The sequence below is a fragment of the Vibrio sp. YIC-376 genome, assembly GCF_052353105.1.
GTDB lineage: Bacteria > Pseudomonadota > Gammaproteobacteria > Enterobacterales > Vibrionaceae > Vibrio.
The window spans coordinates 138,205-157,438 of sequence record NZ_JBBWFK010000010.1; the positions used below are offsets into that span (position 1 = coordinate 138,205).

A 19,234-nucleotide genomic window follows, 5' to 3' on the forward strand; every position below is an offset into this window, starting at 1 on the left:
TGAAAAGAACATAAAAAAGGGAAGTTTTATGAATAGATTACTTTTAGCGTCTACGTTGAGCGCCCTGAGTTTCGGTGTGATGTCTGCGACGCTTCCAGTTGAGTTGAAATGGCAAACAAACTGGGATGAGCCGCAATATGGCTCTCCTGAAGCCAAACGTGGTGGCACTTATCACACTTATATGGCGAGTTTTCCTCAAACGCTACGTAGCGTAGGGCCTGATGCAAATGCTGGCCTGCGCTCTTTCTTCTTAGATGAAACACCTGGGTTAGTCGTGCGTCATCCGGATACTTTGGAATTTATTCCTGAGATGGCGAATGAGTGGGCTTTGGCCGGTGATAATAAAACGGTTTATTTTAAGCTTAACCCGGAAGCGAAATGGTCTGACGGCAAGCCCGTGACTGCGGACGATTTCGTCTTCATGCTTAAGTTCTACCGCTCAAAAGATATTCTCGAACCTTGGTACAACGATTATTACAGTAAAACCGTTGCTGATATTGTTAAATATGACGATCACACTTTCTCGGTTACTGCTGCCAAAGAGTTCAACCCTGAAGAGTTGTTGCTGCGCATGGGCGCTTTGCGTCCGCGTCCAGCGCACTTCTACGCGAATCCAGCTAAAGATGAAAACGGTGACGGCATCCACGATGATTTTGTCCGTTATTACAACTTTAAAAGTGAACCAACCACGAGTGCCTATTACCTGGACGATATTAAAAAGGGTAAAAGCGTTACCTTCAAACACGTAGGTAAAGACTGGTGGGGTTACACCAATAAGTACTATCAGAACCGCTACAACGTCGACAAGATTCGTATCACCGTCATTCGCGATAATGACATCGCGATGAAACACTTCGAGAAAGGCAATCTCGATGCCTTCGCTCTAATACTCCCGAGTCTGTGGCATGACAAATCTAACACAGAACCGTATCAAAAAGGGTATATCGAGAAATTCTGGGGCTACAACCAGTACCCAGTTGGCGCTGGCGGTATTTGGATTAACACCGCTCAGCCACTATTAAACGATCTCAACATTCGCAAAGGCGTGACCTATGCGACTGACTTCGATGGCATGATTGAAAATGTCATGCGTGGTGATTACACACGTAAGCCAAATCCAACCGGTTTTGGTCATGGTAAATACACCTTACCGGATGCAAAAGCGCCAGCCTTTGACGTGGATAAAGCCATTGCTGCATTTGAGGCTGCAGGTTTTGACAAGATCGGTACTGACGGTATTCGTATCAACGACAAAGGTCAGCGTCTGAGTTTTGAATTGACTTACGGAACGCCAGTTCATACTCCGCGAATTGCTTATCTTAAAGAGCAAGCCAAATTGGCTGGTCTGGACATCGAACTGAAGCTGATTGATGGCTCATCAATGTTTAAATATGTAAGTGAGAAGAAGCATGCTCTCGCTTTCCTGACCATGAGTACCTCAGAGATTCCGACCTATTGGGAATACTTCCATTCGGCTAACGCCAATAAGCCACAAACGAATAACTTCACCAACTACAGCACGCCTGAGCTCGATGAAAAAATTATGGAGTATCGTTTCAGCCTGGATATGGATAAGAAGATCAAACTGGGACACGAGATCCAGCGTGATATTACCGACGCATACGTGATCATTTCAGGTTATATGGTGCCTTATGTTCGCTACGGCCACTGGCGCTGGCTGAAGTTGCCAGAAAAGCCGATGACCCGTATGACAGAATCGTTATACAGCGATGGCGTCATTGGTGACGGCACATACTGGATCGACAGTGATGTGAAAAAAGAAACTCAACAAGCGATGAAATCAGGTAAGGCTTTCGAACCTGTAATTGAAATCGACGACACCTATAAGCTGTAGGGAGGTGTTATGAAAAACGATGTAATCTTAACGGTTAAAGACCTCGAAGTAGAATTTATGACGGACGACGGTCCGGTAAAAGTACTGCATGGCGTGAACTTTGAAGTTCGTGCTGGCCGTACGCTTGGCTTAGTTGGAGAGTCGGGCAGTGGCAAGAGTGTAACCTCGATGTCAATCATGGGCCTGCTTCCTAAGCCATACGGTAATATTGTTAAGGGTGAGGTGAACTACCGAGGAACCAACCTCGTGAAGCTGCCAGCCAACGAAATGTACGCGATGCGTGGTAACCATATTTCTATTATCTTCCAGGATCCAATGACGGCACTGAACCCTGTTCACACCATAGGTCGTCAGATTTGTGAAGTGTTGGAGCTGCACCGCCCTGAGTTGGATAAAAAATCACGTGAGTCCTATGCGATTGAAATGCTGGATAAAGTGAAAATTCCAATGCCAGAGAAACGTCTCAATGAATACCCACACAACCTATCTGGCGGTATGCGTCAGCGTGTGATGATCGCAATGGCATTGGCCTGTAAACCAGACATCCTGATATGTGACGAACCGACAACTGCGCTGGATGTTACCGTACAGGCGTCTATTCTTGAACTAATGAATGAGCTTCAGGAAGAGACTGGCATGGCGATGATCTTCATTACCCATGACCTTGGCGTGGTGGCGGAAGTGTGCGATGACGTTGCTGTGATGTATGGCGGACGTATCGTCGAAAAAGCAGAAATTTTTGAACTGTTTGACAATCCACAGCACCCATACACTGAGCGATTGATGGGCTTGATGCCAAGCTTAGATAATGAACCTAAGCAGATGATTGATATCAAACCAATAGATGCAAGCATGTTTGCGAGCTAGTGCAAAGTGAATGATACCAATCTAAACAAGTACTTACTTATCCTGATTGGTATCCGTCATAAAAGAGGATGTTATGGCAAAAGAAGTATTAAGAATTGAAAATCTTAAGCAGCACTTTGTATCTGGCAAAGGCCTGTTTAAGAAAGGCTATACGATTAAAGCGGTAGATGGGGTGTCTCTGTCTGTCGGAGAAGGGGAAACGCTGGGTCTGGTAGGAGAGTCAGGCTGTGGCAAAAGTACCTTAGGTCGGACAATATTAAAGCTTTACGAACCGACCGAAGGTAAAATCTTTTTCGAAGGTAAAGATATCACCAAGCTGTCGGTAAAAGAGATGCGCTCTCTGCGTAAAGATATGCAGATCGTTTTTCAGGATCCGATGGAGTCACTTAACCAGCGTCACACCATCGGTATGATTTTGGAAGAGCCGTTTGTGATTCATAAAGTCGGTACGCCTGCGGAGCGCAAGGAGTGGGTCAAAGACCTATTGGTTAAAGTAGGTCTGCCAGAAACGGCGGTAAACCGTTACCCGCATGAATTCTCAGGCGGTCAGCGCCAACGTATCGGTATTGCCCGCGCAATTGCGCTTAAACCTAAGTTGCTGATCTGTGATGAGTCCGTTTCGGCACTGGATGTATCCGTTCAGGCGCAAATTTTGAATCTGCTGCTACAACTGCAAAAGGAAATGAATCTGGCAATCATCTTTATCTCGCATGACTTATCGGTGGTTAAGCATGTATCCGATAAAGTGGCAGTGATGTACTTTGGTAAGGTGGTTGAAGCGGGTAGTGCGAAAGAAATTTACGCCAACCCACAAAATGAGTACACCAAGAAACTGCTTTCTGCCATCCCAATTACGCATCCTAAGTTCAGGAAGAAAAAGCGTTTAGCAGAAAAGAAGCAGCAAGTGGCGTAAGCCGTGCCACCGCAAGTTTAAATAACCAACGCTCCGCTAAATAGTCGGAGCGTTTTTCTTTTGTATTCTTTTTGAACTGGCGTGCTAAACTCGTTCTTATCTCTTTGGTTTTGTTTGGATAATTGACTATGGCGTCAGAGTTACCTAAATCATTCAGTCGACCGTTCTTAAAAGTCTTCCACTTTTTTGAGGCGATATTGTTAGTCGCCATTACTTTGGCAACCTTGTATGCCATGGTGGAAGAGTTCGTCCATGTTTTTGTTGCAAAACGAGTTTTGCTCACCGACATCTTGTTGATGTTTATTTATCTCGAAGTGTTAGCGATGGTAAGACAGTTCGTGATGAACGGAAAAATCCCAGTCCGTTATCCGATCTATATCGCGATGATGGCGATTGCCCGTTACATCACGCTGGGCATGAAAGAGTTAGATGCCGTTCCTGTTGTGTGGCTATCTCTCGCGGCGCTGATTCTTGCGGCTGCGACACTATTAATTCGCGTGGGTCACCATTACTGGCCATACGTGGATAAGCGCACGGCAGAAAAAGACGAGTAATGTAGACATATTGATATTTCTACTTTGATGAGTGGCCGGGCTGATTCTGCTCGGCCACTTTTTCATAGTACCGTCGTTGTCGCTCACCGAGCTCTTTTCGGAGCTTCGCCGTTTCTTGCTCATCACCGAGCAGGCTGATGCAGTAGTCTAAGTCCGATTCCGTAAAGCGCTGCTCTGTTTTGGCTCTCTGGACTATGGAGCGAATCGGGATTAAGCACTGGTTCCGCTCGTCTACATCTTTCAAATGCCCGCATGGTTTGGGAGCTTTGAAGGGTTTGTAAGCTTCAAAGGCGAATGTCATAGATAAATAACCTGTCCATCCCAACCGGTTTGCCATGAACGAGCAATGTAGAAGCTCCTCAGTACGTTCTAAGTCGACTTCTGGTTCTAGCTCTGCTTTGCTAAGCGGAGAAAACAAAAGCGTTAACAGTAAGGCACAATAAGTAAGAGGTTGATTAATCATATGGAATCCTGACTATTTTTCTGAGTTCTCTTCGAAAAGGGTAAGATGATTCTCTTCTGCACGAATAAGTCATTTCGCTTTCTCGAAAAAATGCCTTTAGGTAAAGAGTATAGTGCTTCTGTGTTATTTGTGACCTGTGACTTATTATCAATTTATCAATAAGGATATTTGTCACATTTATTATTTCGTATAATTTACTTTAATTATCTTTTGGCTAAAGATGAGTTCATCAGTCAATCTGCTGTAACTAATGATGGAATTAGAAATGATAGAAAATCTAAAAAATCAAAATAAGTTATGGTCAAGTTCATTAGCTTGGTATACGCACGATTTTGAGCTAAAGCTCCTTCCTGCCTGCTTTCACGCCTAATTTATACGACTATTTAACGATTTTTCAATCTAGTTAAATATTCGTTACCTATACGACATCTTCGTTAAAAATCCGACAACAACGTTCTGTATTTATTAATCCAGTTCATAGGTCGTATTTTATTTAAATTTAATTGATTTCAATTTAACTGTTTAATTAAGCAGTGCGACCTTTTACGCCTTTAATAAACTGTTGGCTGAATTAATGTCGTCTGTTTAATAGATATATTATTTATAGGTATTATCATGGAAAATTTTAAGCATCTACCAGAACCATTCCGCATTCGTGTTGTTGAACCAGTAAAAACCACAACCAGAGAATACCGTGAAGAAGCTATTTTAAAAGCAGGCATGAACCCATTTTTGCTAGACAGTGAGGACGTATTTATTGATCTGCTCACTGATAGCGGTACCGGCTCTATCACACAAAAAATGCAAGCGGCAATGCTCATGGGTGATGAAGCTTACAGTGGCAGCCGCAGTTACTACGCTCTTGCAAATGCCGTTAAAGATATCTTTGGTTATGAATTGACGATCCCAACTCACCAAGGTCGTGGTGCGGAGCAAATTTACATTCCAATTCTTATTAAGAAGCGTGAGCAAGAGAAAGGCTTAGATCGTTCTAAGATGGTGGCTCTATCTAACTACTTCTTCGATACGACCCAAGGTCACACTCAGGTTAACTGCTGTGTAGCGAAAAATGTTTATACAAAAGAAGCCTTCGATACCTCAGTTAATGCTGACTTTAAAGGCAACTTTGACCTGGAAAAACTAGAACTTGCTATTGAAGAAGCGGGTCCGGCTAACGTGCCATACATTGTAAGTACGATTACTTGTAACTCAGCTGGAGGCCAACCGGTTTCAATTGCAAACCTGAAAGCAGTGTATGAAATCGCAAAACGTTACGATATCCCTGTTGTCATGGACTCGGCGCGTTACGCAGAAAACGCGTATTTCATTCAACAACGAGAACCAGGTTACCAAGACTGGACGATTGAAGAGATCACCCGCGAAACGTACAAGTATGCGGATGCCCTTGCGATGTCTGCGAAGAAAGACGCGATGGTGCAAATGGGTGGTCTGCTATGTTTCAAAGATGAATCCATGATGGATGTATATACCGAGTCTCGTACACTCTGTGTTGTTCAGGAAGGTTTCCCTACTTACGGTGGTCTTGAAGGCGGCGCAATGGAGCGTCTAGCGGTTGGCCTTTATGATGGTATGCGTCAGGAATGGCTGGAGTACCGTATCGGCCAGGTTCAGTACTTAGTTGATGGTCTGGAAGCGATTGGTGTCGTTTGTCAGCAAGCGGGTGGACATGCTGCGTTCGTAGATGCAGGTAAACTACTACCTCATATTCCTTCGCACCAGTTCCCAGCTCATGCTCTTGCTTGTGAACTGTATAAAGTAGCGGGTATTCGTGCAGTTGAAATTGGCTCTCTGCTACTCGGTCGTGATCCGGCGACAGGTAAGCAACATGAATGTCCGGCTGAACTACTACGCCTAACAATTCCTCGTGCAACGTATACGCAAACACACATGGACTTTGTTATCGAAGCATTCGAAAAAGTGAAAGAAAACGCGGCCAACGTGAAAGGTCTGGATTTCACTTACGAGCCACAAGTATTGCGTCACTTCACTGCTCGACTAAAAGAAGTGTAATTAAAGAAATTATTAAATAATTAGCGCGCCTCTTTTCTACATTGAGGCGCGTCTGTTCTAAATTCTTACCTATCGATAAATATAATATTATAAAAAGTATTAAGTTTTAATTATAAGAGTTGGCTTATTGTATATCCCTAATTAAAAACAAATTATAGAGACATGGTCATGGAAAATAGTCCATCTTTAGTCGGCGGATCTTGTATTATCGCAAGTGTCTGTGTTGGGGCGGGAATGCTTGGTTTACCAAGTGCAGGCGCAGGCGCTTGGACCGCATGGTCGTTAATAGCAATTACTTTTACTATGGTGATGATGACAGTATCTGGCTGGATGTTGTTGGAAGCCTTTAAACGTTATGATTTAAAAGTATCTTTTAATACAGTTACTAAAGATATGTTGGGTGATAACGTAAACCGTATTAATAATTTAGCCGTATATTTCGTTGGCGGTATTTTATTATATGCCTATATCACTTCTTCAGGTTTAATTTTAGAAGGTGTTCTGGGTATTAATAATAAAATAGCTTCAGTTTTATTTGTTGCGATCTTTTCCCTTTTCGTATGGCATTCCACTCGAGCAGTCGATAGAATTTCCGTAGTTCTCATTGCTTTTATGGGCTTGAGCTTTATCTTCGGTGTCTCTGGTTTAGCCGCAAATATCGATATTTCCATTCTTTTGGATCGCGTCAATCAAGAAGCAAGCTATGCCCCTTATGCGATGGCGATGCTTCCAGTTGCTCTGACATCATTTGGTTACCATCATTCCGTCGCAAGTATGCGTTCTTACTATGGTTGCGAGCACCGTGCAAAGAATGCCATCTTAGGTGGTACAGCCATAGCTCTAACACTTTACTTCTTATGGATGGTGAGCATTTACGGCAATCTTCCTCGTAGTGAATTTGGGCCAGTGATTGCGCAGGGTGGCAACGTTGAAGCATTACTTTCTGCACTGGGCTCCGCGATTGACTCTGACAAAGTCGCTAGTGCAATTAACACCTTCTCTATGGCTGCTATTCTTTCTTCTTTCATCGGTGTTGGACTCGGCGTTTTCGATTTCTTAGCTGACTTATTCAAGTTTGAAGACACCAAACAAGGGCGCACGAAAACATGGTTGGTCACGTTCTTACCACCACTCATCCTGTCTTTACTTTTTCCATTTGGTTTCGTTATCGCTATCGGATATGCAGGTGCAGCGGCTACCGTGTGGGCCTGTCTGATTCCTGCACTATTAGCTCGTAAGTCTCGTCGCTTAGAGGATAGTGACGAAGGATTTGTCGCGCCAGGTGGCAATGTGATGATTGGTGTATTGATTTTGTTTGGTGTGGCGACAGCAGTGTTCCATTTTATGTCGATGCTAAATCTGCTCCCTGTATTTAGCAGTTAATTGCAGAAAATAAAAAAGACGCTTCACATAGCGTCTTTTTTACTTTTAATTCTGACGGGCAATAAACTATGCCATAGAAATTAGACTTAACAGTCCAATCACTGCTGTAGTAGAAAAGCACATTAGTGCAGCAGAGATTGAAGGCGTTAACACTTTTCCTAGCTCAAAATTATTTTTGCCATCTAATATTGATAAAAGTGCTGAGTTCATTTTTTCACCGTTGTTAATAGTAAGTGTCTAAGAACGCGGCGTATTTTACTACTAGTGTGATTAGTGTCAAATATTTAATCAAAAAAAGTTTAATTATTGTTCGATTTTTTGATTGCTTTGAATAGGAATTTTAGCTCAGGGGCATGAAAAAGCCCTTATAAATAAGGGCTTTAAAGGTGTGCATAGATAGGCTGGAAACTTATTCTATGTTCTGAATCTGCTCACGCATTTGTTCAATCAGAACTTTTAGCTCAACGCCAGAAGCGGTGATGTCCGTGCTGATAGACTTAGATGCCAGCGTGTTAGATTCACGGTTGAACTCCTGCATCATGAAATCCAGACGACGGCCAACTGCGCCACCTTTTTTCAGAATGTTATTGGTTTCTTTTACGTGAGAGTCCAGACGATCCAATTCTTCCGCGACGTCTGATTTCTGCGCTAACAGGATCAGCTCTTGCTCGACGCGAGACGGATCCAGCTCGACTTTGGCATCTTCAAACTTCGAGAACAGACGCTCACGTTGCCACTCCAGAATTTCTGGCATGCGCGCACGCACTTTTACTACTTCCGCGGTAATTGCATCGAGACGTTGTTCGATCAGCACTTTCATGTTGTCGCCTTCACGACCACGTGCATCAATAAACTCGCTCAATGCTTCATCAAAAGCACTTAATAGGATCTTATTGACTTCATCCATGTCCTGTTCAGGTGTTTCCATTACGCCCGGCCATTGCATAACCTGGAATGGGTTGATGCGGCTAAGTTCACCAGTCATGTGCATCACTTGTTCTGCCGCTTTTATCACTTGGTTTGCCAGCGTTTCGTTGATGCTAAGCTCGCCTTTTGCTGCCGGGTTGGCTTCAAAACGAAGGTTACACTCAACTTTACCGCGAGCAAGACGCTTACGAAAACGGTCACGTAGTAAAGGTTCTAAAGCTCGGAACTGTTCTGGCATGCGGAAGTAAGTTTCCAGATAGCGCTGGTTTACACTGCGGATTTCCCATACCGCTGAACCCCAGTCGCCTTTCACTTCTTTGCGCGCATACGCCGTCATACTGTAAATCATCGAATTTTCCTGTCTTCAATTTTTGAAAATTACCTAGAGAGTGTATCACGGAGTAGAAATTGGTGCGCGCGATGAAGAGTAATGTCGCGGGGAAATGCGCATCGATTGCATGACTTGTGACCTAGGAATCCGGAATCGATTCCGCTATAATCTTCGCCCAATCAAATCGTCTTCTCCTCATATTTAAGGTAGATGCCCATGCGTCCAAACGATCGCAAGGCGGACCAAGTTCGCCCAATCAAAATTACTCGTAACTACACCGCTTACGCTGAAGGCTCAGTATTAGTGGAGTTCGGTAATACCAAAGTGTTGTGTAATGCGACCGTCGAAGAATCTGTACCACGCTGGCTGAAAGGCCAAGGTAAAGGCTGGGTAACTGCAGAATACGGCATGCTGCCACGTGCAACACACTCTCGTACCCGTCGTGAAGCGACAAATGGCAAACAGGGTGGCCGCACCATGGAAATCCAACGTCTTATCGCGCGCAGCCTACGTGCTGTTGTTGATTTGCAAGCGATGGGCGAGTTCATGATCACTGTTGACTGTGACGTTATTCAGGCTGATGGCGGCACACGTACTGCTTCAATCAGTGGTGCGAGCGTTGCGTTGGCCGACGCATTCCAGCATCTGGTAAATAATGGCAAATTAAAAGCTAATCCAATGAAAGGCCATGTAGCTGCTGTATCGGTTGGCTTGTTGGGTGATGAAGTGCTATGTGACCTTGAATATGTAGAGGATTCAGCAGCCGATACCGACATGAACGTTGTTATGACCGAAGAAGGTAAGATGATCGAAATCCAGGGCACCGCAGAAGGTGAACCGTTCAGTCATGAGCAGCTGATGGCATTGCTAGAGTCGGCGAAAGTCGGCATTAGCGAGATCGTCGCGGCGCAGAAGGCGGCGTTAGAGAATTAATTATTTAAAAAATAGCTTCCCCAAAAAGGAAGCTATTTTTTTACTTATTCTAGAACCTAGAACCTAGAACCTAGAACCTAGAACCTAGAACCTAGAACCTAGAACCTAGAACCTAAATACCTATATCCACACACTGACAATTGAGAGAAATCCATGAAAGCATACCAGCGTGAATTTATTGAGTTTGCACTTGAGAAAGAAGTTCTTAAGTTTGGTGAGTTTACTTTGAAATCAGGCCGTAAGAGCCCTTACTTCTTTAACGCTGGTCTTTTCAATACAGGTCGTGACCTTGCTCGCCTTGGTCGTTTTTACGCAGCAGCATTGGCAGACTCAGGCATCGAGTTTGACGTGCTATTTGGCCCTGCGTATAAAGGTATTCCTATCGCGACGACAACGGCTGTTGCATTGGCAGATCACCACGATATCGACACGCCATACTGTTTTAACCGTAAAGAAGCAAAAGATCACGGTGAAGGCGGCAGCTTAGTAGGCTCAGCACTGGAAGGTCGTATTATGCTGGTTGATGATGTTATCACTGCAGGTACGGCGATTCGTGAATCGATGGAAATCATCAAGGCGAATGGTGCTGACCTAGCAGGCGTATTGGTAGCTATCGACCGCCAGGAAAAAGGCAAAGGTGAGCTTTCTGCGATTCAGGAAGTGGAGCGTGACTTCGGCTGTGCGGTGATCTCTATCGTGAGCTTGGGCGACCTTATCACTTACCTTGAAGAGAAAGGTAACGCGACAGAGCACCTGGAAGCAGTAAAAGCGTACCGCGCGGAATACGGGATTTAATAAAGGAAAGGACCTAGGTAAAAAGGTCCTAGGTGTCTAGGATCCTAGGGCCTAGGAACTTATATTTTTGATTACGGATTACGGATTACGGATTACGGATTACGGATTCTTTTCTGTATTCAGTAATCTGTATTCCCGAACAACAAGCACAAACGTCGAATAAAGCACCGAACGTTCAACAAGTGAACCCAGAACCTAGGATCCTAGCCCCTAGGATCTTGGTTATCTATAACGAATCCCTTTCGGTACGTTTTCATCCTGCATGGTTTTGTAGCGTTTATGCAGCCACATCCATTGCTCAGGGGCGCGCAAGATGACTTCTTCCACATACTTGTTCATGTATGCGGCTGCCGCGACTTCATCTTTTTGCGGGTAGTCCGCTTCAATGCATTTGTCTGCGATGATCTCGTATTTACCTTGGTCATTACGGAAGCCTGAGCCCGGAATGATTGCACACTTAGAGGTGTAAGCCAGAATGCTTGTGCCAGTGGTCGTACACGCGTCTTCTACTGCGAAGAATGGCACATACACCGACTTGTTACGGCCGTAATCGTGATCCGGTAGGTAGAACAGGCGCTCACCGCTACGCAGTACGCGAATCATTTTTTTCACGTCTTTACGATCAATCAGTTTGTTGCCGTTATGGGTGCGTCCCCAGTACTGAATAAAGTTATAAGCCGGGTTGTCGTGCGGACGAAATGCGCCGTAACCCGCCAGCCCCATGACCGCAAAAGCGCGTGCGGTGATTTCCAGATTTAGTGCATGCACACAGCACAGCAGGACACCTTTGCCTTCTGCCGCTTTGTCTTTCAGTGCGCCGAGATCTTTTTCTATCAGCAGGGTTTTGAAGCGCCAGGTAGGCCAGAACCAGGTGATACCTGTTTCGATCAGCGCCATGCCGGTATTTTTGAAGTTTTCTGTGACGATACGGTCAATATCTTCTTGGGATTTATCTGGGAAAGCCAGTTCCAGATTACGTTTTGCAACGTGAACGCGTTTTTTACCATAACGCATACCCAGTTTGCCCAGCGACTGACCTAATGACAGTAGCAAGCGGTACGGGAGAATATTGACGATGATCGCCAGTAGACCAAACCCAATCCACACTCCCCAGTTTCGTGGGTGAAGAAGGGAAAGAGAAAACTCTGGCTGCATGTGGTTGTCTTTACTCATAATCTCTACTTAATTTGTGCGCTGAGCAGTGCCCAATATTCGTCAAAGTTTGCAGTAGGCTGGTATTTGAAGTCGCTGCGAACAAAGCGGTTAAGGCTGCCTTCTACTTGTCCTAAAATCTGCGCCGCAAGAATACGTTCTTCTACCGGGAAGGATTTACCTTCACGAATTTTACGTTCGCGCAGGATCTGACGCAGTTGAGTTTCAATACGCTCGAACAACTGATTGATTCGATCACGCAGACGCTCATTCTCAAACATTAAAGCATGACCTGAAAGAATGCGCGTCAATCCTGGGTTACGTTCAGAGAAGACCAGAATCAGGTGCATCACCATACGAATGCGCTCTAAGGTATCTTTTTCGTCATCCAGAATGCGGTTGATGCGCGTCATTAATGCTTCTTCGATGAATTCGATCAAACCCTCGAACATACGAGCTTTACTTGGGAAATGGCGGTAGAGCGCCGCTTCTGAAACACCAACTTGTTTCGCCAGTTTTGCCGTAGTAATGCGTGAAGCGCCTTCTGTCGATTCAAGCATCTCTGCCAAAGCTTGCAAGATTTCTTCACGACGATTGGATTTTTTACTGCCGGCCATTAGTTATTTCCTTTCAAAATACAAAGTTGAGCGGAGGGGATTATAAGACGCTACGTTGGATCAAACTAGACTACTGAGGGTGGATTGGGAGATATAACACCCTCAATTGTCATGGTTGTACTAAATTTTCGCCAAGTTTTAGCAAAAAATGAGCACTAATTACATTAATGCGTGCATTTTCTCGAGGATTTTAAAACTCAATGCTTCTTTTGATTCTAAAGCGAGAGCGAGTTCACCTTCTGGCCAGAAAAGGGTAATCGCGTTGTCATTGCTGTTGAATCCCTGACCTTCAACCGACACGTCGTTGGCGCAGATCATGTTGAGGTTTTTCTTCACTAATTTACCGCGCGCATAAGTTTCAACGTTATTAGTTTCAGCGGCGAAGCCAACAGTAAATGGGCGCTTGTCAGTCATTGCGGCAACCGATGCAACAATATCAGGGTTTTTTACCATTTTGATGACCATCTGATCGTTGTCTTCGGTCTTTTTCAACTTTTGAGACGCGATTTCTTCAGGGCGGTAATCAGCAACCGCTGCGCAGCTGATAAATGCATCATGGCTGGTGGCATGCTCCATCACAGCATCAAACATGTCTTGAGCGCTTGAGACGCTAATACGCTCAACACCAGCGGGTGTGTTCAAACTCACCGGACCACTAACCAGTGTAACTTTCGCGCCCATTTGCGCTGCCGCACTCGCCAGTGCATAGCCCATTTTGCCAGAACTATGATTGGTGATGTAACGCACAGGGTCAATGGCTTCTTGGGTTGGACCTGCTGTGATTAATACGGATTTGCCTTCGAGCACTTTAGGCTGAAAAAACTGCTCGCATAGGTGCACCAGTTGCATTGGTTCTAACATACGGCCTGGACCAACATCACCACATGCTTGTTCGCCAGCACCAGGCCCCCAGATGTGCATACCACGGCGAGCCAAGGTTGCGATGTTCTCTTGTGTTGCCACATTACTATACATCTGTTGGTTCATTGCCGGAGATACCACGACTGGCGAATCAGTGGCTAACACTAAGGTAGTCACTAGGTCGTTACCCATCCCTGCCGCCAGACGAGCAATCAAATCTGCGGTAGCTGGCGCAAGCAGAACCAAATCTGCCCATTTTGCCAACTCAATGTGTCCCATGGAAGCTTCTGCTGCGGGATCGAATAAGCTGTCAGAGACTGGATGACCAGAAACCGCTTGCATGGTGAGCGGAGTAATAAACTCCTTGGCTGCCTTGGTCATCACGACGTGTACTTCTGCACCTCTTTCTATGAGGCGACGGGTTAGCTCCGCACATTTATACGCGGCAATACCGCCACTCATGCCGAGTAGAATTTTCTTTCCTGCTAGTGTTTGCATGTGAGATCTCCAAATTTACTGGTGACGAGTTTATCACAACTCAAACTTCTGCCACCCGTATAACCCAAAATAACCTCGAGATGCTGGTTCAGCCCTCCCTTGCACGAGTTTCACTGATTGCATTTCTTCATCAAATTACTTCGCAAGATCTTGTAGTGCAATGGCGTTATTTTGCTTGGATTGGGACCAGCTAAACGCTCTAAAGTTATATTTCTAATCAGAAACTAATCGAAATCAAACTTGGAATAGTATTCGATTGAGCAGCTATAAAAATTACGCATACTTCACGGCAAATTTGAGCCTAGTTTGAATGATTGAAAGGAAAATAAGGTCATAATCCATGGTATTAAAAAGTCGAAATAAATTGCTGCTGATCACTTTAATTCCCTTACTGTTGATCACCACATTGATCTCTGTGGTGTATTACATCAATAGTAGTAAGAGCTTAGAAGAGGAGCTGGTTCGCGATAGACAAGAGTTATTAGAAACGCGCAAGAAAGAGCTGATAGCCTACATGATGATGGGGGTAACAGCGATTAAGCCGCTTTATGACTCTGACGTAAATGGCAGTAACAAAGAAGCCGCGAAAGAAATCTTGAAGGCAATGCGCTTTGAAAGCGATGGCTACTTCTTTGCTTATAACTCCAAAGGCGTGAATACGTTGCATGCCATTAAACCATCACTAGAAGGCAAAAACCTGTACAACCTTAAAGATGAAAATGGCGTGGCAGTAATTGCTGGCTTAATTGACTCATCGAAACAGGGCGATGGTTTTTTGTCTTTCTCTTGGCACAAGCCAACCATCGACGCACAAGCGCCTAAGTTAGGTTACGCAGAGTATTTACCGGAATGGGACTGGGTTCTCGGTACTGGAATTTACATTGATGATATCGACCAACAGGTTGCCATGCAGCGGGAATTACGTACTCAGGAGCTGAATCAAAACACTTTATTTGCCGTGATGATCTCGGTCATTGGCCTCATTTTTACCAGTATCCTGACTAGTATCGTCGTTTCTAAAGGCATCAAGCCTTTGCAGTATGTGGCCAATTCTCTTAAAGATGTTGCTGCTGGCGGTGGTGATTTAACCGCTCGACTGAAAGTAGAAAGTAAAGATGAAGTGGGTGAACTGGCTGCAGCATTTAATGAATTCATGGATAAGCTGCATCCGTTAATGACAGATATTCATCGTTCGGCATCTACAGTACAGAGTGTTTCTGAAGAGCTGAATGACAAAACCATCACAGCCAGTGACCAGATGCAGAACCACTGTCTGGAAACCGATAAGGTGGTGACTGCGGTAACGCAAATGAGTATGACCGCAAAAGAGGTGGCAAGTAATACCAGCGCGACCGCAGAGGCGATCGAGGATGCAAACAGTCAAGTGACCGAAGCGCAGCGTGAAGTTGAGCAGGCTATTGACGGGATCACCGACTTGGTTGCGGAAATTAACAGCACATCAGATGCTATTTCTGAGCTGAGCCAGCAGACGGATCAAATTACCAAAGTACTGGATGTGATTGGAGAGATTGCTGAACAAACTAACTTGCTGGCGTTGAACGCGGCGATTGAAGCAGCGCGAGCAGGTGAGCAAGGAAGAGGTTTCGCGGTAGTTGCCGATGAAGTTCGCTCGCTTGCCAGCCGCACGCAAAACAGCACCCATGAAATTGGCGACATGTTGAAACAGTTGAGAAGCGGCGTTTCGCGTGCCGTGACCACCATGTCTGCTAGTCAGGAGCGCGGAGTGAAAACGGCAGAAGAGTCGGCGCTGATCCAGCAATCTCTTTCGAATGTTCACGACTCTATTGGCACCATCAGGGAGATGGGAATTCAGACCGCTTCGGCAGCGGAAGAACAGAGTGCGGTCGCTGAAGATATCAATCATAACTTGGTCGCGATTCAACAGATCGTCAATAACATTACCGATACCCTGCAGCATGCGGAAGCGATCAGCACCAAGCTGTCGCAATCCGGAACCGAGATTAACGATCTGGTTGGTAATTTTAAACTCTGATGAACTACTAAATTACACAGAAAATCAAAACAGAACCAAAAAAGCGAAAGTCATCCTCGACTTTCGCTTTTTGTTTTGTGGAATAGGGATTCTTACCTTCAGAGAGACAGTCGATGATACTCAAATCTTTACCGAATGAGTCGATGCCCAGAGAAAAGCTTCTCAATAGAGGGCCCCAAGCGCTGACTGATGCTGAATTACTGGCGATATTTCTGCGGACAGGCACGCAGGGGATGAATGTGATTGAGTTGGCGGACTTCCTTATTCGGGACTTTGGCTCGCTCAGGCAGTTGTTTTCGGCATCAGAGAAAGAGTTCTGCCAGCATAAAGGGTTAGGACAAGCGAAATATGTCCAGTTGCAAGCTGTGCTTGAGATGACTCAGCGTTATTTAGCCGAAACTTTAAAGCGTGGCGATGCCTTGACTAGCCCGGAACAAACCAAACTGTATCTCTCTTCTATTTTAAGAGATCGGCAAAGAGAGGCTTTTTATATTCTTTTCCTCGATAATCAGCACAGAGTAATAAAAGATGAGATTTTATTTGAAGGAACACTGGATGCGGCGTCGGTTTATCCGCGAGAGGTGGTGAAGCGCGCCTTACATCACAACGCAGCAGCACTGATATTAGCCCACAATCATCCATCCGGTGTCGCAGAGCCAAGTCAGTCTGACAGAAGAATTACGCGCCGTTTAATCGATGCTTTAGCACTGGTGGATATACGAATTTTGGACCATTTCGTCATCGGTGATGGGGAAAGTGTCTCTTTTGCTGAAAGAGGATGGATATAACTGAGCGTTTTTTAGGTTGTTAGTTGCAAAAAATCTGCTATTATCCACGCCACTAAATTTTAAACTGAATTCAGCTTGGACTGCTAGAAAAACCTGCTGTCTAAAAAAAGATCACGAAAACCTGTAAAAAGGATCTGTTCGGGTCTTGAGCAATGCATGTCAAGTTAGTATAATGCGCGACCTTTGATAGCCTTGTATGGATTTTCCATAGCGGTTCTTAACCTCTAACTTCTTTTCGAGAGATAGAGAGGTTCGGCCACCAAGGTTGATATCGAGCTGAAACGATTTTGGAGAAGACATTCATGTCACGAGTATGCCAAGTAACTGGTAAGCGTCCAGTAACGGGTAACAACCGTTCACACGCACGAAATGCTACTAAGCGTCGTTTTCTGCCGAACCTACAAACTCATCGTTTCTGGGTAGAGAGCGAAAAACGTTTTGTTAAACTACGTCTATCTGCTAAAGGTATGCGCATCATCGACAAGAAAGGTATTGATACTGTTCTTGCTGATATCCGTGCACGTGGCGAAAACGTTTAAGAGGAAATAAGCAATGGCAAAGAAAGGCGTTCGTGAGAAAATCCGTCTAGTATCTTCTGCAGGTACAGGCCACTTCTACACAACTGATAAGAACAAGCGTAACATGCCAGGCAAATTTGAGATCAAGAAATTTGATCCAGTTGTACGCCAGCACGTTATGTACAAAGAAGCAAAAATCAAATAATTGGTTTCTGACTCTTTTACGAATTGAAAAACCCAACTTTCGAGTTGGGTTTTTTATTGGGTAAAAGAAAGGATCCTAGGTATTAGGTTCTAGGCCCTAGGCGTGTATGTGGTTAGTTCAGTGCTAAACGCAAGCTCCGGTGTTTGTTGCTTTGGAATACGGAGCGCTTCGCTTACGGAATACAGGTAATGAAAGGTCCTAGGTGGCTAGGGTCCTAGGTGCTAGAAGTGTCTGCGGTAAGTTCAGTGCTAAACGTAAGCTCAGGTGCTTGTTGCTTTGGAATACGGAGCGCTTTGTAGTGGTCAACAAATTCCGGACACAGATTTAAGCCGATTTTCGGCATTGACTGGCGACAGCCCATCATTGGCTTGATGAGGCCGTTGCCGATTATAGTAGTCCATCAAATAGTAGCTGATATCTTTCTTCGCTTGAGTTTGGGTCAAGTAACCCGTTGCTGGTACCCATTCAGTTTTTAGGCTTCTAAATAGCCTCTCCATTGGAGCGTTGTCCCAACAGTTACCTCGACGACTCATGCTTTGGGTTATGCGATATCGCCAAAGTCTTTGACGAAACTTACGACTGCTGTACTGGCATCCCTGGTCTGAATGGAACATCACGTTCTGAGGCCGCCCCCTTTGCTCCCAGGCCATATCTAGGGCTTTAGAAGCTAATTTAGCATCAGGCTTATCCGATAGAGACCAACCCACGACGCGCCGGCTAAAGAGGTCAAGTACCACGGCGAGATAACTCCACTTAGAACCTGACCAGATATAAGTAATGTCACCGCACCACACTCGATTTGGAGCAACCACAGAGAATTCACGCTTCAGCAGATTCGGGATATCCAACCGCTCTGATTTGGCCTGCTTATATCGATGCGAGCCTGGCTGTTTGCTCATCAGACCGGCTTCTTGCATTATCTTCCGCACCTTAAATCGCCCGATGTCGATGTTTTCTGAACGTAACATGGATACAAGGGCACGACTGCCAGCAGCACCTCGGCTCATGTTGAAGAGCTCTTTAATTCGGCTTGCTAGCCGAATGCGATTAGCGTCCGGCTTTCTCTGTTTAAACTCGTAGTAACAGGAAGAAGCCACATTGAACAGTTCGCAAAGCATCTTGACCGACTCATGCTCCCTTAACTGATCAATTAACGAGAACGTTCGAGTTCGTCCGACATTAAGAGAGCGGTGGCCTTTTTTAGTATGGCTTTCTCTCTTTCTAATCGACTAATTCTGGCTTCTAATTCCTGGATTTTTTGTTGTTCAGGCGTAAGGGCCTTGGCCGCCGGAGTTGTACCACCACGCTCAATCTTGAGTTGGTCGACCCAACGTCGTAAAGCTGTTTCACCAACATCCATGGAGCGTGCTGCTTCAGGTACCGAATATCCTTGGTCAAGCACCAAGCTTGCAGCATCCATTTTGAATTCAGCAGAAAATGTACGTCGTTGTCGTTTTGTCATGGAACACCTCATTTATGGTGGAGACTTTACCACCTAATTTGGTGTCCGGGATCATTAAACCACTACA

The 19,234-nt window shown here is 45.0% G+C and carries 18 protein-coding genes; 12 read left to right on the forward strand and 6 right to left on the reverse strand.

Going from position 1 to position 19,234, the window contains the following annotated elements; all coding sequences use genetic code 11:
• Positions 1 to 28: 28 nt before the first annotated feature.
• The 4 genes from WJM94_RS18460 to WJM94_RS18475 all read left to right on the forward strand — a co-directional run bounded on the left by WJM94_RS18460 (position 29) and on the right by WJM94_RS18475 (position 4,189).
• The gene (locus WJM94_RS18460) at positions 29 to 1,855 is read left to right on the forward strand and encodes an extracellular solute-binding protein (protein WP_444495662.1); all 1,827 of its coding nucleotides are present in this window, start codon (positions 29 to 31) and stop codon (positions 1,853 to 1,855) included.
• A 9-nt stretch (positions 1,856 to 1,864) separates the two neighbouring features.
• On the forward strand, positions 1,865 to 2,722 hold the full coding sequence (locus tag WJM94_RS18465) for an ABC transporter ATP-binding protein (RefSeq protein ID WP_444495663.1): 858 nt from the start codon (positions 1,865 to 1,867) through the stop codon (positions 2,720 to 2,722).
• A 73-nt stretch (positions 2,723 to 2,795) separates the two neighbouring features.
• Positions 2,796 to 3,635, forward strand: a complete 840-nt coding sequence (locus WJM94_RS18470) for an ABC transporter ATP-binding protein (protein ID WP_444495664.1) — start codon at positions 2,796 to 2,798, stop codon at positions 3,633 to 3,635.
• A gap of 128 nt (positions 3,636 to 3,763) precedes the next feature.
• The gene (locus WJM94_RS18475) at positions 3,764 to 4,189 is read left to right on the forward strand and encodes a phosphate-starvation-inducible protein PsiE (protein ID WP_444495665.1); all 426 of its coding nucleotides are present in this window, start codon (positions 3,764 to 3,766) and stop codon (positions 4,187 to 4,189) included.
• Between the two features lie 19 nt (positions 4,190 to 4,208).
• Here WJM94_RS18475 and WJM94_RS18480 read toward each other — a convergent pair whose 3' ends face one another.
• On the reverse strand, positions 4,209 to 4,652 hold the full coding sequence (locus WJM94_RS18480; protein ID WP_444495666.1) for a hypothetical protein: 444 nt from the start codon (positions 4,650 to 4,652) through the stop codon (positions 4,209 to 4,211).
• 615 nt (positions 4,653 to 5,267) lie between these two features.
• On the opposite strand from WJM94_RS18480, the gene tnaA reads away from it, so the two are divergent.
• Positions 5,268 to 6,683: a tryptophanase gene (tnaA, locus tag WJM94_RS18485; protein ID WP_444495667.1), complete on the forward strand. Its 1,416-nt coding sequence runs from the start codon at positions 5,268 to 5,270 to the stop codon at positions 6,681 to 6,683.
• A 168-nt stretch (positions 6,684 to 6,851) separates the two neighbouring features.
• Entirely contained in the window at positions 6,852 to 8,066 is a 1,215-nt protein-coding gene (locus WJM94_RS18490; protein WP_444495668.1) for an aromatic amino acid transporter, read from the forward strand.
• Between the two features lie 409 nt (positions 8,067 to 8,475).
• Here the strand turns inward: WJM94_RS18490 and WJM94_RS18495 are convergent, their stop codons facing one another.
• A complete protein-coding gene (locus WJM94_RS18495) occupies positions 8,476 to 9,342 on the reverse strand; it encodes a YicC/YloC family endoribonuclease (RefSeq protein ID WP_444495669.1) in 867 nt (288 codons plus the stop codon).
• Positions 9,343 to 9,540: 198 nt separating this feature from the next.
• On the opposite strand from WJM94_RS18495, the gene rph reads away from it, so the two are divergent.
• Positions 9,541 to 10,257 (forward strand): ribonuclease PH, encoded by a 717-nt coding sequence (rph, locus tag WJM94_RS18500; RefSeq protein ID WP_444495670.1) that lies wholly within the window; start codon positions 9,541 to 9,543, stop codon positions 10,255 to 10,257.
• A gap of 153 nt (positions 10,258 to 10,410) precedes the next feature.
• Positions 10,411 to 11,052 carry an orotate phosphoribosyltransferase gene (gene pyrE / locus WJM94_RS18505; RefSeq protein ID WP_444495671.1) on the forward strand — a complete coding sequence of 214 codons (642 nt, stop codon included), beginning with the start codon at positions 10,411 to 10,413 and terminating at the stop codon, positions 11,050 to 11,052.
• 222 nt (positions 11,053 to 11,274) lie between these two features.
• On the opposite strand, the gene lpxL is transcribed toward pyrE, so the two are convergent.
• From lpxL to coaBC, 3 genes are all read right to left on the reverse strand, one after another.
• On the reverse strand, positions 11,275 to 12,225 hold the full coding sequence (lpxL, locus tag WJM94_RS18510; RefSeq protein WP_444495672.1) for an LpxL/LpxP family Kdo(2)-lipid IV(A) lauroyl/palmitoleoyl acyltransferase: 951 nt from the start codon (positions 12,223 to 12,225) through the stop codon (positions 11,275 to 11,277).
• Positions 12,226 to 12,230: 5 nt separating this feature from the next.
• The gene (gene slmA / locus WJM94_RS18515) at positions 12,231 to 12,821 is read right to left on the reverse strand and encodes a nucleoid occlusion factor SlmA (protein ID WP_444495673.1); all 591 of its coding nucleotides are present in this window, start codon (positions 12,819 to 12,821) and stop codon (positions 12,231 to 12,233) included.
• Between the two features lie 159 nt (positions 12,822 to 12,980).
• Entirely contained in the window at positions 12,981 to 14,180 is a 1,200-nt protein-coding gene (coaBC, locus tag WJM94_RS18520) for a bifunctional phosphopantothenoylcysteine decarboxylase/phosphopantothenate--cysteine ligase CoaBC (RefSeq protein ID WP_444495674.1), read from the reverse strand.
• A 340-nt stretch (positions 14,181 to 14,520) separates the two neighbouring features.
• On the opposite strand from coaBC, the gene WJM94_RS18525 reads away from it, so the two are divergent.
• From WJM94_RS18525 to rpmG, 4 genes are all read left to right on the forward strand, one after another.
• Entirely contained in the window at positions 14,521 to 16,194 is a 1,674-nt protein-coding gene (locus tag WJM94_RS18525) for a methyl-accepting chemotaxis protein (protein WP_444495675.1), read from the forward strand.
• A 113-nt stretch (positions 16,195 to 16,307) separates the two neighbouring features.
• Positions 16,308 to 16,982, forward strand: a complete 675-nt coding sequence (gene radC / locus WJM94_RS18530) for a RadC family protein (RefSeq protein WP_444495676.1) — start codon at positions 16,308 to 16,310, stop codon at positions 16,980 to 16,982.
• A 302-nt stretch (positions 16,983 to 17,284) separates the two neighbouring features.
• A complete protein-coding gene (rpmB, locus tag WJM94_RS18535; RefSeq protein WP_444495677.1) occupies positions 17,285 to 17,521 on the forward strand; it encodes a 50S ribosomal protein L28 in 237 nt (78 codons plus the stop codon).
• Positions 17,522 to 17,534: 13 nt separating this feature from the next.
• On the forward strand, positions 17,535 to 17,705 hold the full coding sequence (gene rpmG, locus WJM94_RS18540; RefSeq protein ID WP_004410866.1) for a 50S ribosomal protein L33: 171 nt from the start codon (positions 17,535 to 17,537) through the stop codon (positions 17,703 to 17,705).
• Positions 17,706 to 18,007: 302 nt separating this feature from the next.
• On the opposite strand, the gene WJM94_RS18545 is transcribed toward rpmG, so the two are convergent.
• Positions 18,008 to 19,167, reverse strand: a protein-coding gene (locus tag WJM94_RS18545) for an IS3 family transposase (protein WP_444492974.1) whose coding sequence is annotated in 2 segments (ribosomal slippage) — positions 18,008 to 18,909 and positions 18,909 to 19,167 — 1,161 coding nt in all. Because the reading frame shifts where the segments join, the coding sequence is not laid out codon by codon here.
• Positions 19,168 to 19,234 lie beyond the last annotated feature (67 nt).